Source organism: Streptomyces sp. BF23-19 (assembly GCF_041106355.1).
Classification (GTDB): domain Bacteria; phylum Actinomycetota; class Actinomycetes; order Streptomycetales; family Streptomycetaceae; genus Streptomyces; species Streptomyces virginiae_A.
Map to the genome: position 1 here is coordinate 38,701 of NZ_JBGBPT010000014.1, position 12,677 is coordinate 51,377.

General features: G+C 70.6%; 13 protein-coding genes. 5 read left to right on the plus strand and 8 right to left on the minus strand.

Annotated features, from left to right (window positions below):
- Positions 1-29: 29 nt before the first annotated feature.
- Complete coding sequence (locus tag AB8A24_RS10915) at positions 30-1,112, minus strand: NDP-sugar synthase (protein ID WP_030763613.1); 1,083 nt, start codon at positions 1,110-1,112, stop codon at positions 30-32.
- A gap of 187 nt (positions 1,113-1,299) precedes the next feature.
- On the opposite strand from AB8A24_RS10915, the gene AB8A24_RS10920 reads away from it, so the two are divergent.
- Genes AB8A24_RS10920 through AB8A24_RS10930 form a run of 3 tightly spaced genes read left to right on the plus strand, consistent with a single transcriptional unit; the run spans position 1,300 to position 2,121 of the window.
- The gene (locus tag AB8A24_RS10920) at positions 1,300-1,671 is read left to right on the plus strand and encodes an IS3 family transposase (RefSeq protein WP_369475421.1); all 372 of its coding nucleotides are present in this window, start codon (positions 1,300-1,302) and stop codon (positions 1,669-1,671) included.
- Positions 1,611-2,000: a DDE-type integrase/transposase/recombinase gene (locus AB8A24_RS10925; protein ID WP_328963122.1), complete on the plus strand. Its 390-nt coding sequence runs from the start codon at positions 1,611-1,613 to the stop codon at positions 1,998-2,000. The genes AB8A24_RS10920 and AB8A24_RS10925 overlap by 61 nt, the downstream gene beginning before the upstream one ends.
- A complete protein-coding gene (locus tag AB8A24_RS10930) occupies positions 1,909-2,121 on the plus strand; it encodes an IS3 family transposase (protein WP_369475422.1) in 213 nt (70 codons plus the stop codon). The genes AB8A24_RS10925 and AB8A24_RS10930 overlap by 92 nt, the downstream gene beginning before the upstream one ends.
- 403 nt (positions 2,122-2,524) lie before the next feature.
- Here the strand turns inward: AB8A24_RS10930 and AB8A24_RS10935 are convergent, their stop codons facing one another.
- Positions 2,525-3,682 (minus strand): acyl-CoA dehydrogenase family protein, encoded by a 1,158-nt coding sequence (locus AB8A24_RS10935; protein WP_328963121.1) that lies wholly within the window; start codon positions 3,680-3,682, stop codon positions 2,525-2,527.
- Positions 3,683-3,876: 194 nt separating this feature from the next.
- Between AB8A24_RS10935 and AB8A24_RS10940 the strand changes: the two genes are divergently transcribed.
- Positions 3,877-5,220, plus strand: coding sequence for a UDP-glucose/GDP-mannose dehydrogenase family protein (locus tag AB8A24_RS10940; RefSeq protein ID WP_328963120.1), 1,344 nt, complete (start codon positions 3,877-3,879; stop codon positions 5,218-5,220).
- A gap of 179 nt (positions 5,221-5,399) precedes the next feature.
- Here the strand turns inward: AB8A24_RS10940 and AB8A24_RS10945 are convergent, their stop codons facing one another.
- The 4 genes from AB8A24_RS10945 to AB8A24_RS10960 form a co-directional block, all read right to left on the minus strand.
- Positions 5,400-6,467: a membrane dipeptidase gene (locus AB8A24_RS10945; protein WP_369475423.1), complete on the minus strand. Its 1,068-nt coding sequence runs from the start codon at positions 6,465-6,467 to the stop codon at positions 5,400-5,402.
- A 142-nt stretch (positions 6,468-6,609) separates the two neighbouring features.
- Positions 6,610-7,791, minus strand: coding sequence for a dipeptidase (locus AB8A24_RS10950; protein WP_328963118.1), 1,182 nt, complete (start codon positions 7,789-7,791; stop codon positions 6,610-6,612).
- Positions 7,788-8,324 carry a 5-(carboxyamino)imidazole ribonucleotide mutase gene (gene purE / locus AB8A24_RS10955; RefSeq protein ID WP_030763602.1) on the minus strand — a complete coding sequence of 179 codons (537 nt, stop codon included), beginning with the start codon at positions 8,322-8,324 and terminating at the stop codon, positions 7,788-7,790. The genes AB8A24_RS10950 and purE overlap by 4 nt, the downstream gene beginning before the upstream one ends.
- Entirely contained in the window at positions 8,321-9,460 is a 1,140-nt protein-coding gene (locus tag AB8A24_RS10960) for a 5-(carboxyamino)imidazole ribonucleotide synthase (RefSeq protein WP_369475424.1), read from the minus strand. The genes purE and AB8A24_RS10960 overlap by 4 nt, the downstream gene beginning before the upstream one ends.
- 201 nt (positions 9,461-9,661) lie before the next feature.
- On the opposite strand from AB8A24_RS10960, the gene AB8A24_RS10965 reads away from it, so the two are divergent.
- Entirely contained in the window at positions 9,662-10,207 is a 546-nt protein-coding gene (locus AB8A24_RS10965) for a GtrA family protein (protein WP_369475425.1), read from the plus strand.
- Here the strand turns inward: AB8A24_RS10965 and AB8A24_RS10970 are convergent.
- A complete protein-coding gene (locus tag AB8A24_RS10970; protein WP_328963115.1) occupies positions 10,204-11,469 on the minus strand; it encodes an ATP-binding protein in 1,266 nt (421 codons plus the stop codon). The two genes, AB8A24_RS10965 and AB8A24_RS10970, sit on opposite strands and share 4 nt — an antisense overlap.
- Positions 11,470-11,506: 37 nt before the next feature.
- A complete protein-coding gene (locus AB8A24_RS10975) occupies positions 11,507-12,184 on the minus strand; it encodes a response regulator transcription factor (RefSeq protein WP_030724697.1) in 678 nt (225 codons plus the stop codon).
- Positions 12,185-12,677 lie beyond the last annotated feature (493 nt).

Here is a 12,677-nt window from a genome sequence, read left to right on the forward strand (position 1 = left end):
TCGGTCGGTACGCGCGTCCCTGCCCGGGGTCACCGGTCGGAGGAAAAGCGGACTGCGGCCGCGGGCAGTTCAGCCTCGCACCACACCCGCGCCCCTGCGCGAAGTTCGTTGTCAGCCCCTACGACCGCACCGTCGCCGATGACCGCGCCGTCCAGGACTGTGCGCGATCCCACCGAGGCTCCGGCGCCGACCAGGCTGGCGCTGACGTGCGTGTCCGGACCGATGATCGCGCCGTCCAGCACGATGGAGCCCTGGACGACGGCGCCCGATTCGATCCGGGCACCAGCGCCCACCACAGTACCTCCCGAAAGCTTCGCGCCGTCCGCCACATGGGCGCCCGGGAGCACCAGGGCTTCACCACGGGGGCCGGGAACGGCCGGGGAGGACACGACGCCTCGTACCAGATCGGCGGAAGCCTGGACAAAGGACTCCGGCTTGCCGAGGTCCAGCCAGTAGGTGTTCTCGGTGACGCCGTGCAGCTTGGCCCCGGAGGCGAGGAGACCGGGGAAGGTCTCGCGCTCGACGGAGACGGGGCGCCCGGCCGGGATGGAGTCGATCACATCGCGGCGGAAGACGTAGCAGCCGGCGTTGATCTGGTCGGTGATGATCTCTTCGGGGGTCTGCGGCTTCTCGGTGAAGGCCAGCACCCGCCCCTCGGAGTCGGTGGGGACCAGGCCGAAGGCGCGGGGGTCCTCGACGCTGACGAGGTGCAGGGAGACGTCGGCGTCGGCGGCCTTGTGGGACTCGACCAGGCCGGCGATGTCCAGGCCGGTGAGGATGTCGCCGTTGAAGACGAGGACGGAGGAGTCCGGGCCGCCGTGCAGCCGCTGGGCGGCGTTGCGGATGGCGCCGCCGGTACCGAGGGGCTCGTCCTCGACCACGTACTCAAGGGTGAGGCCGAAGGCCGATCCGTCGCCGAAGTAGGGCTCGAAGACCTCGGCGAGGTAGCAGGTGGCCATCACTATGTGGGTAACGCCGGCGGCAGCGGCCCTGGCTATCTGGTGTGCGAGGAAGGGGACACCTGCTGCCGGAACCATCGGCTTGGGGGTGTTCACCGTCACGGGGCGCAGACGCGTGCCCTGCCCGCCAACTAGCAGGATCGCTTCCGTCATTGCGTACTCCCCAACCGATTGTGCATATGAGGGTCCAAATTTAGCCCATCCGGGGGTGTGCGACGGCCATGCCGATGCGCCGCACGAAGAAGCCCCGGCCGGGTCCGGTCGGGGCTTCTCGAAGGGCCCGCCCTAAGGCACCTACTACGCCCACCACAAGCGACAGGCCGCACCGTCGGCCAGGACCGTGCGGGACGGTGAACTGAAGCTGCTGGTCCAGCACGTCTACGACACCAACTACCGCGTCTATGGGGCGAGGAAGATCTGGCGGGAGCTGAACCGGCAGGGCCAGGCCGTGGCTCGCTGCACCGTCGAGCGACTCATGCGAGAACTCGCTATCGCCGGAGCGGTCCGCGGCAAGCGTGTGATCACCACGACTCCCGGCGGCCAGACCGAGCGGGCCCCGGACCTTGTGGACCAGGAATTCGTCGCCGGTGCCCCGAACCGCTGCTGGGTCGCGGACTTCACCCTCGTCAAGACTGGGTCGGCGTCGTCTGCGTGGCGTTCGTCGTGGGCACCTTCTCCCGCCGGATCGTCGGCTGGTCCGCGGCCACCGTGAAGGAGACGGTCTTCGTGCTGGACGCCCTGGAGATGGCGATCTGGCAGCGCGACCGCGACCAACACCCTGTTCAGCCAGGCGAGTTGATCCACCACTCGGACGCCTGGTCGCAGTACACGAGTTTCCGGCTCGCCGAGCACCTGGACGCCGCCGGTATCGCCGCCTCGATCGGATCGGTCGGCGACGCCTACGACTGTCAGTCTTCTCGCACCGGATCCCGCAAGGATCAACGCGCTGATGGAGAGCACGATCGGCCTGTTCAAGACCGAGCTGATCAAACCCCGACGGCCGTGGAAGACGCTGTCCGACGTCGAGCTCGCCACTGCTGAGTACGTCGACTGGTACAACCACCGACGACTCCACGGTGAGATAGGCCACGTTCCACCCGTCGAATACGAGAACAACCACTACCGAGCAACCACGAAACCCCGGGTCACACCCAACAACTGAGATCTCTACCGAACCCGGAACGGTTCAACGCGGGCGTCCCCGAGAACGATGTGGCCGACTGGATGGGGCACAGCAGCACGGACGTGCTCCGCGAGCACTACCACTACCTCTTCGAAGGAGCCGAGCAGCGCGGACGGGCCGCCATCGCAAGCATGCTGACACCCGGCGCGGACGACCCCACCGAGCGAGACGAAGTCGCCTGGGACAGCCCACACGAAAGGCCCCCGGCATCACGCCGGGGGCCTTCTCGTTCATGCAGGTCAGCACCCGTTCCGCGCCCGGTCTCCGCCCAGGATTCCCCCAGCATGATGCCCAGGAACGAACCGGAACGGACCCGAACGGACCGAAAGCCGACCACCTCTCCCCGATCACCCGAGAAGGCAGCTGACCTGTGAAAACCCTGCTACGGCAGGTTCCTCGCCATCACGATGCGCTGCACTTGGTTCGTACCTTCATAAATCTGCGTGATCTTGGCGTCGCGCATCATGCGCTCCACCGGGTAGTCGCGGGTGTAGCCGTAGCCGCCCAGGAGTTGGACCGCGTCCGTGGTGACCTCCATGGCGACGTCGGAGGCGAAGCACTTGGCCGCGGCGCCGAAGAAGGTGAGGTCGGCGTCGAGGCGCTCCGACTTGGCGGCGGCGGCGTAGGTGAGCTGGCGGGCGGCCTCGATCTTCATGGCCATGTCCGCGAGCATGAACTGCACGCCCTGGAAGTCGCCGATCGGCTTGCCGAACTGCTTGCGCTCCTGGACGTAGCCCTTGGCGTAGTCCAGGGCGCCCTGGGCGATGCCGAGCGCCTGGGCCGCGATGGTGATGCGGGTGTGGTCCAGGGTCTTCATCGCGGTGGCGAAGCCGGTGCCCTCGGCGCCGATCATGCGGTCGGCGGGGATCCGTACGTTGTCCAGGTAGACCTCGCGCGTCGGGGAGCCCTTGATGCCGAGCTTCTTCTCCGGGGCGCCGAAGGACACGCCCTCGTCGCTCTTCTCCACGACGAAGGCGCTGATGCCCTTGGAGCGCTTCTCCGGGTCGGTGACGGCCATGACCGTGTAGTACTCGGAGACGCCCGCGTTGGTGATCCAGCGCTTGACGCCGTTGAGCACCCAGAAGTCCCCGTCGCGCACGGCGCGGGTCTTCATGCCGGCGGCGTCGGAGCCCGCGTCCGGCTCGGAGAGCGCGTACGAGAACATCGCGTCGCCCTTGGCCAGCGGGCCGAGGTACTTGGCCTTGAGCTCCTCGGAACCGGAGAGGATCACCGGGAGCGAGCCGAGCTTGTTCACGGCCGGGATGAGGGAGGAGGAGGCGCAGACACGGGCCACCTCCTCGATCACGATCACGGTGGCGAGGGCGTCGGCGCCCGCGCCGCCGTAGGTCTCCGGCACGTGGACGGCGTGCAGGTCGCTGGAGACCAGGGCGTCCAGGGCCTCCTGCGGGAAGCGGGACTCCTCGTCGACCGCGGCCGCGAACGGCAGGATCTTCGCCTCGGCGAGCGAGCGGACCGACTCGCGGAGCATGTCGTGCTCCTCGGCCGGGCGGTACAGGTCGAAGTCGGCAGAACCCGCCAAGATCTCTCACTCCCCAGGGTGATGCGTGATGCTAACTACCGTTAAGTAACCCAAGCCTAGTGGTCCGGTCACGGATGGCGATATGGACGGGCCACGTGAGATGGGTGACAGCGGTGGTTCCTCCGGGAACGTCCCCGCCGGCGGGCCCGACTATGCTCAGTGGCCGCAAACGGCCCCGCACCTCTGGAGCACCCATGGCCCCCCTCAGGATCACTGTGATCGGCACCGGTTACCTCGGTGCGACCCACGCCGCCGCGATGGCGGAGCTGGGCTTCGAGGTGCTGGGGCTGGACGTGGTGCCCGAGAAGATCGAGATGCTGGCCACGGGCCGGGTCCCGATGTACGAGCCCGGGCTGGAGGAACTGCTGGCCCAGCACGTGGCCGGACTGCCCGGCTCGACCGGCCGGCTGCGGTTCACGACCTCCTGGGAGGAGGTCGGCGCCTTCGGTGACGTCCACTTCGTCTGCGTGAACACCCCGCAGAAGCACGGCGAGTACGCCTGCGACATGTCCTACGTGGACTCCGCGATGGCTTCGCTGGCCCCCCATCTGACGCGGCCGGTCCTGGTCGTCGGCAAGTCCACGGTGCCGGTGGGCTCGGCGGAACGGCTCGCGGTGAAGCTCGCGGAGCTGGCCCCGGCGGGCGCGGACGTGGAGCTGGCCTGGAACCCGGAGTTCCTGCGGGAGGGCTTCGCGGTGGACGACACCCTGCACCCCGACCGGATCGTGATCGGCGTCCAGGGCGAGCGCGCCGAGAAGCTGCTGCGGGAGGTGTACGAGACCCCGATGTCGGAGGGGACCCCGCTGGTGGTCACCGACTTCCCGACCGCCGAGCTGGTGAAGACCGCCGCGAACTCCTTCCTCGCGACCAAGATCTCCTTCATCAACGCGATGGCGGAGGTGTGCGAGGCCGCCGGCGGAGACGTGGCCAAGCTGGCCGAGGCCATCGGCTACGACGAGCGGATCGGCGCGAAGTTCCTGCGCGCGGGGATCGGCTTCGGCGGCGGCTGCCTGCCCAAGGACATCCGGGCCTTCATGGCGCGCGCCGGTGAGCTGGGCGCCGACCAGGCACTGACCTTCCTGCGCGAGGTCGACTCCATCAACATGCGGCGCCGCGGGCACATGGTCGAGCTGGCCCGGGAGTCCGTGGGCGGTTCGTTCCTCGGCAAGCGGGTCGCCGTGCTCGGCGCCACCTTCAAGCCGGACTCCGACGACGTACGGGACTCGCCCGCGCTGAACGTGGCCGGGCAGATCCACCTCCAGGGCGGCCAGGTCACCGTCTACGACCCCAAGGGCATGGACAACGCCCGCCGCCTCTTCCCGACGCTGGCCTACGCGGACTCCGCGATGGCCGCCGCCCGCGGCGCGGAGGTCGTCCTGCACCTGACCGAATGGCGCGAGTTCCGCGACCTCGACCCGGCGGAGCTGGGCGGCGTGGTCACCGACCGGCTCATCCTGGACGGCCGCAACGCGCTGGACCCCGAGCGGTGGCGGGCCGCGGGCTGGACGTACCGGGCGATGGGGCGTCCGCGAGCCTAGCCCTCGGGCCGGGGTGGGGTGCGGGTGCGGGTCCGGGGTGCCGGGTGCGGGTCCGGGGTGCCGGGTGCGGGTCCGGGGTGCCGGGTGCGGCGCCGTTGCCAGGGGCTCCGCCCCCGGACCCCCGCGCCTCAAACGCCGGCGAGGCTGAATGGAGCGCCTCGAACACCGTTGAGGCCGGGTCAGCGGCGGTGCCCGGCCGCGCGCGCGGTGAATTCCGCGTCGCGCAGGACGCGCTGGGCGTTGCCCCAGGTCAGCAGGGCCACCTCGGACTCCGGCCAGCCGCGCTCCAGCAGTTCCGCGATCAGCCGCGGATAGCCCGAGGGGTCGGTCAGGCCCGTCGGGCGGGGGTGGCCCGGTCCGGTGCCGAAGCTGGCGCCGAGTCCGACGCCGTGCGGGCCCGCGATCGCCCGTACGTGGTCCAGGTGGTCCGCCACCGCGTGCAGGGAGTCCCCGGTGCGCTCGGTGTCGAAGGTGACCATCGCCAGGCCGTTCGCCTCCCGTAGGGCGGCCAGCACCTCGTCGGTCACGTTCCCCGGATGCGGGTTGAGCGAGGCGGCCGCCGTGTTCGAGATGATCACCGGGGCCTTGGAGGCTCCCGCGATTCGGCAGGCGACCGTCGGCGGGCAGTCCGTCAGGTCCAGCAGGATCGCCAGCCGGTTCGCCTCGCGGACCACCTCGTGGCCGAAGGGCGTCAGCTCCTCCCGCGCCCAGGGCGCTCCCGCCGGCGCGAGGATCCGTACGCCCAGCGCGTGGAAGGCGCGCAACGCGCCCAGGGAGTCGGTGAGGGTGCGGCCGGGCACCGGGCCCAGGTACGAGGCGATGCGGCCGCGGTTGCGGGCGTCCGCCAGGTCGTCGGCGGTGAGGGCCAGGAGCAGGCTGTCGGGATAGCGGCGCATCAGGGTCAGCGCCGTGTCGATCTGGTCCAGCGTGTCGGAGAGCACCTGGTCGCCGGAGGCGTCCTCGCGCGCCCGCGCCGACGGCACGAGCAGGGACCAGAACTGGGCCCCGACTCCCCCGGCGCGCAGCCGCGGGATGTCGGTGTCCACGCCCGTGTCCGAGGTCTCGATGTCGTGGTACGGGCGCTGGTGCAGGGTCCGTACCAGCGTGTTGCACCCGTCGGCCACGGGATGGACGGCCAGCAGCGCGACGGCCCGGTCGAGGGCGCCCGCCGCCACCGCTACCGCGGGTGCGGGGAGGTCTTCGGCTCCGATGCCCACGGAGTGGGGTTCATCCTGCAGGTCGGCCATGGCGTTCGCTCCGGTCTCGGCGGCAGCAGGGAGAGATGGTGCCACCGTGACACGCGGGACGGCAGGGCCGCCCGGCGGACGCAGCGTTCGGGTGAACCCGCAGGTCACACCCTGTCACCGCGTCCACCGGGCACCGCGTCCGCTAGCGGATCACCGCGTTCGACGGGCCCCGGGAGGCCGACAGGTCGCGGGCGACCGCCTCCGCGTCGCGCAGCGCCCGTACCGCGTTGGACCAGGTCAGCTTCGCCAGGTCGGCCTTGGACCAGCCGCGCGTGAGCAGCTCGGCGACGAGGTTCGGGTAGCCCGCCACGTCGTCCAGGCCGGACGGGGTGAAGGCCGTGCCGTCGTAGTCCCCGCCGATGCCGATGTGGTCGATGCCGGCCACCTCGCGCATGTGGTCCAGGTGGTCGGCCACCGTGGCGGCCGTGGCCATGGGGCGCGGGCGCGCCTCCTCGAAGGCCCGGTGCAGGGCCATCGCCTCGGGGGTGGTGTCCAGGTGGTGGAGGCCGTGTGCCCGCAGGTTCTCGTCCGCGGCCAGGGTCCACTCGACCGCCGCCGGGAGGATGAACTTCGGGACGAAGGTGGCCATCGCCACCCCGCCGTTGGCCGGCAGCAGCGCCAGCACGTCGTCGGGGATGTTGCGCGGGTGGTCGCAGACCGCCCGCGCCGAGGAGTGCGAGAAGACCACCGGCGCGGCCGAGACGGCGATGGCGTCGCGCATCGTCGTCGCGGCGACGTGCGAGAGGTCCACCAGCATGCCGACGCGGTTCATCTCGCGGACGACCTCGCGGCCGAAGTCGGTCAGACCGCCGTGCCGGGGCTCGTCGGTCGCCGAGTCCGCCCAGTCGATGGTGTCGTTGTGCGTGAGCGTCATGTACCGCACGCCCAGCTGGTGCAGGGCGCGCAGGGTGGCGAGCGAGTTGTTGATGGAGTGGCCGCCCTCGGCTCCCATCAGCGAGGCGATCCGGCCGTCGGCGCGGGCCGCCTCCATGTCGTCCGCCGTCAGCGCCCGCACGAGGTCGCCGGGGTAACGGTCGATCAGCTGGGCGACGACGTCGATCTGCTCCAGGGTGGCGCTGACCGCCTCGTCGCCGGCGTAGTCGGAGCGCACGTAGACGGACCAGAACTGCGCGCCGACCCCGCCGGCGCGCAGCCGGGGGATGTCGGTGTGCAGGTGGGCGGACTGGTCGCCCGCGATGTCCCGACGCGACAGGTCGTAGCGCACCTGCTCGCGCAGCGCCCAGGGCAGGTCGTTGTGGCCGTCCACGACGGGGTGTTCGGCCAGCAGCTCGCGCGCCTCGTCCAGACGCTGCGCGGCGCTCACTTGCCGAACCCGAAGGACTCCGCGTTCGCGACCTTCGTACGCAGCCGCTTGCCCTTCTCCGTGGCCTGGTCGTTCAGCTCCTGCTGGAAGTCGCGCATCCGGGCCAGCAGCTCGGTGTCGTGCGCGGCCAGCATCCGTACGGCCAGCAGGCCCGCGTTGCGCGCGCCGGCGACCGAGACGGTGGCGACGGGAACCCCGGCGGGCATCTGGACGATCGACAGCAGCGAGTCCATGCCGTCGAGGTACTTCAGCGGCACCGGCACGCCGATGACCGGCAGCGGGGTGACCGAGGCGAGCATGCCGGGCAGGTGGGCGGCTCCGCCCGCGCCCGCGATGATCGCCTTCAGCCCGCGGCCGGCGGCCCGCTCCCCGTACTCGATCATCTCGCGCGGCATCCGGTGGGCGGACACGACGTCGACCTCGTAGGGGATCTCGAACTCGTCCAGGGCCTGGGCGGCCGCCTCCATGACGGGCCAGTCCGAGTCGGAGCCCATGACGATGCCGATGACGGGGGCTGCGGAGGTGGGGCTCATGCGGTGACCGTTCCTCTGAGGTAGTCGGCAGCGTGGCGTGCGCGCTCCAGCACATCGTCCAGATCGTCGCCGTAGGTGTTGACGTGGCCGACCTTGCGACCGTGTTTCACGTCCTTGCCGTACATGTGGATCTTCAGCTGGGGGTCGTGGGCCATGCAGTGCAGGTACGCCGCGTACATGTCGGGGAAGTCCCCGCCCAGCACGTTCGCCATGACCGTCCACCGGGCGCGCGGGCGCGGGTCGCCCAGCGGAAGGTCCAGGACCGCCCGTACGTGGTTGGCGAACTGTGATGTCACGGCCCCGTCCTGGGTCCAGTGGCCGCTGTTGTGCGGGCGCATCGCCAGCTCGTTGACCAGGATCCGGCCGTCGGTGGTCTCGAACAGCTCCACGGCCAGGTGGCCGGTCACGTCGAGTTCCTTGGCGATGCGCAGGGCGAGGGCCTGGGCCTCGCCCGCGAGGGCCTCCGAGAGGTTCGGGGCCGGGGCGATCACCGTGTCGCAGACGCCGTCGACCTGGATGGATTCGACGACGGGGTACGCCACGGCCTGGCCGTGCGGGGAGCGGACGATGTTGGCCGCGAGCTCGCGGACGAAATCGACCTTCTCCTCCGCGAGGACCGGGACGCCCGCCTTGAACGGGGCCTCCGCGTCCTCCGGGGTGCGGACGAACCACACGCCCTTGCCGTCGTACCCGCCGCGCACCGTCTTGAGGATGACGGGGAAGCCGCCCACCTCGTCCGCGAAGGCCGCCGCGTCCGCCGGATCGCGCACGATCCGGTGGCGGGGGCTGGGCGCGCCGATCTCGTCGAGCTTGGCGCGCATCACCCCCTTGTCCTGGGCATGCACCAAAGCGTCGGACCCCGGGCGGACGGGGATGCCGTCCGCTTCCAGGGCCCGCAGGTGCTCCATGGGTACATGCTCGTGGTCGAAGGTGATCACGTCACAACCGCGCGCGAAGGCACGCAACGTCTCCAGGTCGCGATAGTCGCCGATGACGACATCGCTCACGACCTGGGCCGCCGAGTCCTGCGGGGTGTCACTGAGGAGCTTGAATCTGATGCCGAGGGGGATACCCGCCTCGTGGGTCATGCGGGCGAGCTGTCCGCCGCCGACCATGCCGACTACCGGGAACGTCACTCCTCCAGGGTATCCGCCGGTATTCCGCCATCCGGACACGGCCCTGGCGAGAACGTTCCCGTGTGTGTACCCGTGTGCGTTGCGTCGCACGGTCCCGGATGGGACAGACGGAGCAACCGAGCGACACTTAGCATGTCTGGGTTGACGAAAACCACCGGACGCCCCTCGCGGGGCGGTGACCGACAGGGACTGAACCATCACATGAGCACGCCGAAGAACGGATCGCCCCTCGAACGCGTACGCGGTTTCGCACGGGAGGTCGCCAAGTTCGGGGCCGTCGGCGGTCTCGGTGTGCTGGTCAACCTGGGTGTCTTCAACCTGATCCGCAACACGACCGACCTCCAGGTGGTGCGCGCGAGCGTCATAGCCACCGTCGTGGCCATCGCCACGAACTACCTCGGTTTCCGTTACTTCGCCTACCGGGACCGCGCGCAGAGCGGGCGCACCCGTGAGCTGATCCTGTTCGCCCTGTTCAGCGCGATCGGGCTGGTCATCGAGAACGGCGTGCTCTACACCGCCACCTACGGGTTCGGCTGGGACGGGCCGCTCGCGTCCAACGTCTTCAAGTTCGTCGGCATCGGGACGGCGACCGTCTTCCGCTTCTGGTCGTACCGGACCTGGGTCTTCAAGGCCCTGCCCGTGACCGTGGCCGAATCCGCGCCCGAGCCCGTATCTGCGCCGAAGCCGACGCCCCAGCCCGCGCCCGCGCCCGCTCCCACCCCCGAGCCCGCGAACAACCGGGCCTAGCGGACCATCGCCTCCCGCACGGCCCTTTCCGGCGCCGTCCGGCTGAGGAACAGCGCGAACACCGGCGGCTGTGCCTGAAGCAGCTCCAGGCGCCCCCCGTCCGCCTCCGCGAGGTCCCGGGCCACCGCGAGGCCGATCCCGGTGGAGTTGCGACCGCTGATGGCCCGCTCGAAGATCCGGTTGCCGAGGTCCGGCGGGACACCGGGTCCCTCGTCCGTGACCTCCAGCACCGCCTGGTTGCCGATCACCCGGGTACGCAGCGCGACCGTGCCACCGCCGTGCATCAGGGCGTTCTCCACCAGGGTGGCCAGCACCTGCGAGACCGCGCCCGGGGTGCCGACGGCCCGCACGCCCGTCCGTCCGGACCGCACGATGGCCCGGCCCGCACTGCGGTAGGCCGGCCGCCACTCCTCCACCTGCTGCTTGACGACCTCGTCCAGGTCGAAGGGGACCGCGGAGCCCGTCCGCGGGTCCCGCGAGTTCGTGAGCAGCCGCTGCACCACGTCCGTGAGCCGCTCCACCTGGGTCAGGGCGATCGTCGCCTCCTCCCGGACGGTCGCCAGGTCGTCGGTGACCGTGATCTCCTCCAGCCGCATGGAGAGCGCGGTGAGGGGGGTGCGTAGCTGGTGGGAGGCGTCCGCGGCCAGGCGCCGCTCGGCTGTCAGCATCCGGCCGATCCGCTCGGCGCTGGAGTCCAGGACGTCCGCGACCCGGTCCAGCTCGGGGACCCCGTACCGCTTGTGCCGGGGCCGCGGGTCGCCCGATCCGAGCCGCTCGGCCGTCTCGGCCAGGTCGGTGAGCGGGGAGGCCAGCCGGTTGGCCTGCCGTACGGCGAGCAGTACGGCCGCCACGACGGCCAGCAGGGCCACCGCGCCGACCACGGCCAGGGTCCGCCCGACCTCGCGGGTCACGGTGGAGCGGGACTCCTCCACGACCACGACCTCGCCCTGCTCCCCGCGGGCGGTGCCGCGGATCACACTTTCGGGGATCGGGGCGCCCACCTGCACGGCCGACTGGCCGGGGACGGTGATCCGCGCGTGGTGGCCGGCGTCCAGCTGCTCGCCGAGGGCCACGGGGTCGATCGGCTTCTTCTCCAGGACGTTCGCCTCGACGATGCCCACGAGCCGCAGCGCCTCGGACTCGATGCGGTCCTGGGCGCTGCTGGTGATGGTCCGGGTCTCCACGATGACGAGGGAGACCCCGAAGACGGCGATCACGACGAGCACCACGGCGAGCGTGGAGTTGATGAGGCGGCGGCGCATGCCCTAGAGCATGCCCCAGGTGGGGCGGAGGAGGCGGTCAGCTCTTCTCGAAGCGGAAACCGACGCCCCGCACGGTGGCGATGTAGCGGGGGTTGGCGGCGTCGTCGCCCAGCTTCTTGCGCAGCCAGGAGATGTGCATGTCGAGGGTCTTGGTGGAGGACCACCAGGTGGTGTCCCAGACCTCGCGCATGAGCTGGTCGCGGGTGACGACCCGGCCCGCGTCGCGGACCAGGACCCGCAGCAGGTCGAACTCCTTGGCCGTGAGCTGGAGCTCCTCCTCCCCCATCCAGGCCCGGTGCGATTCGACGTCGATCCGCACGCCGTGGGTGGCGGGGGGCTGCAGGGCCTCGGTGGCGCCGCGCCGGAGCAGGGCCCGGACCCGGGCGAGCAGTTCGGCCAGGCGGAAGGGCTTGGTCACGTAGTCGTCGGCGCCGGCGTCCAGGCCGACGACCGTGTCGACCTCGTCGGCCCGGGCGGTGAGGACCAGGATCGGGAAGCCGTGGCCCTCGGCGCGCAGCCGGCGGGCGACCTCCAGCCCGTCCATGCCCGGCAGTCCCAGGTCGAGGACGACGAGATCGACGCCGCCCTGCAGTCCCGCGTCCAGGGCGGTGGGGCCGTCCTCCCGGACCTCGACCTCGTACCCCTCCCGGCGCAGGGCGCGGGCCAGGGGTTCCGAGATGGATGCGTCGTCCTCGGCGAGCAGTACACGCGTCATGTGGGTGATGGTAGTGCGCGGCGGCTGAAACCTGGGGCCCCCGGGAGGACCCCTCTCTATCTGCGCTTATGAGGGACTGAGCGCCTTCGAATATGGTCGAACGGTTCCCGGCGCGCCTTGTGATCCATCTCTCAAGTCCTTTCATATGCCGCAGTGTCGTGTCGTATGGTGGCGAGACGCCTGATGCAATACCTCAGGGACCTTTGTGCCGAAAAGCAGCACAAAGGTCTCTATTTCTGTCCTGAACCGGACGGACGGTCCGATCAAGGACCGGCCCGACCGGCCTTGACGACAGTGAATGACCTGTTGGCCGGGCCCCTCGCGTGAGATGCGCGGGAGGGCGTGGATCCCGGTTACGGATGTCCTGCCGCCCCCATCCCCGTGGGGCGGGCCCCGAGGCGTGGGGTGGGAGATCCGTCCACCGGTGCCGGCCACCCCCCACCGGGCGCGGATGAGCTCACGAAGCCGAAGCGTCCCGAGCAAGCAAGGATCG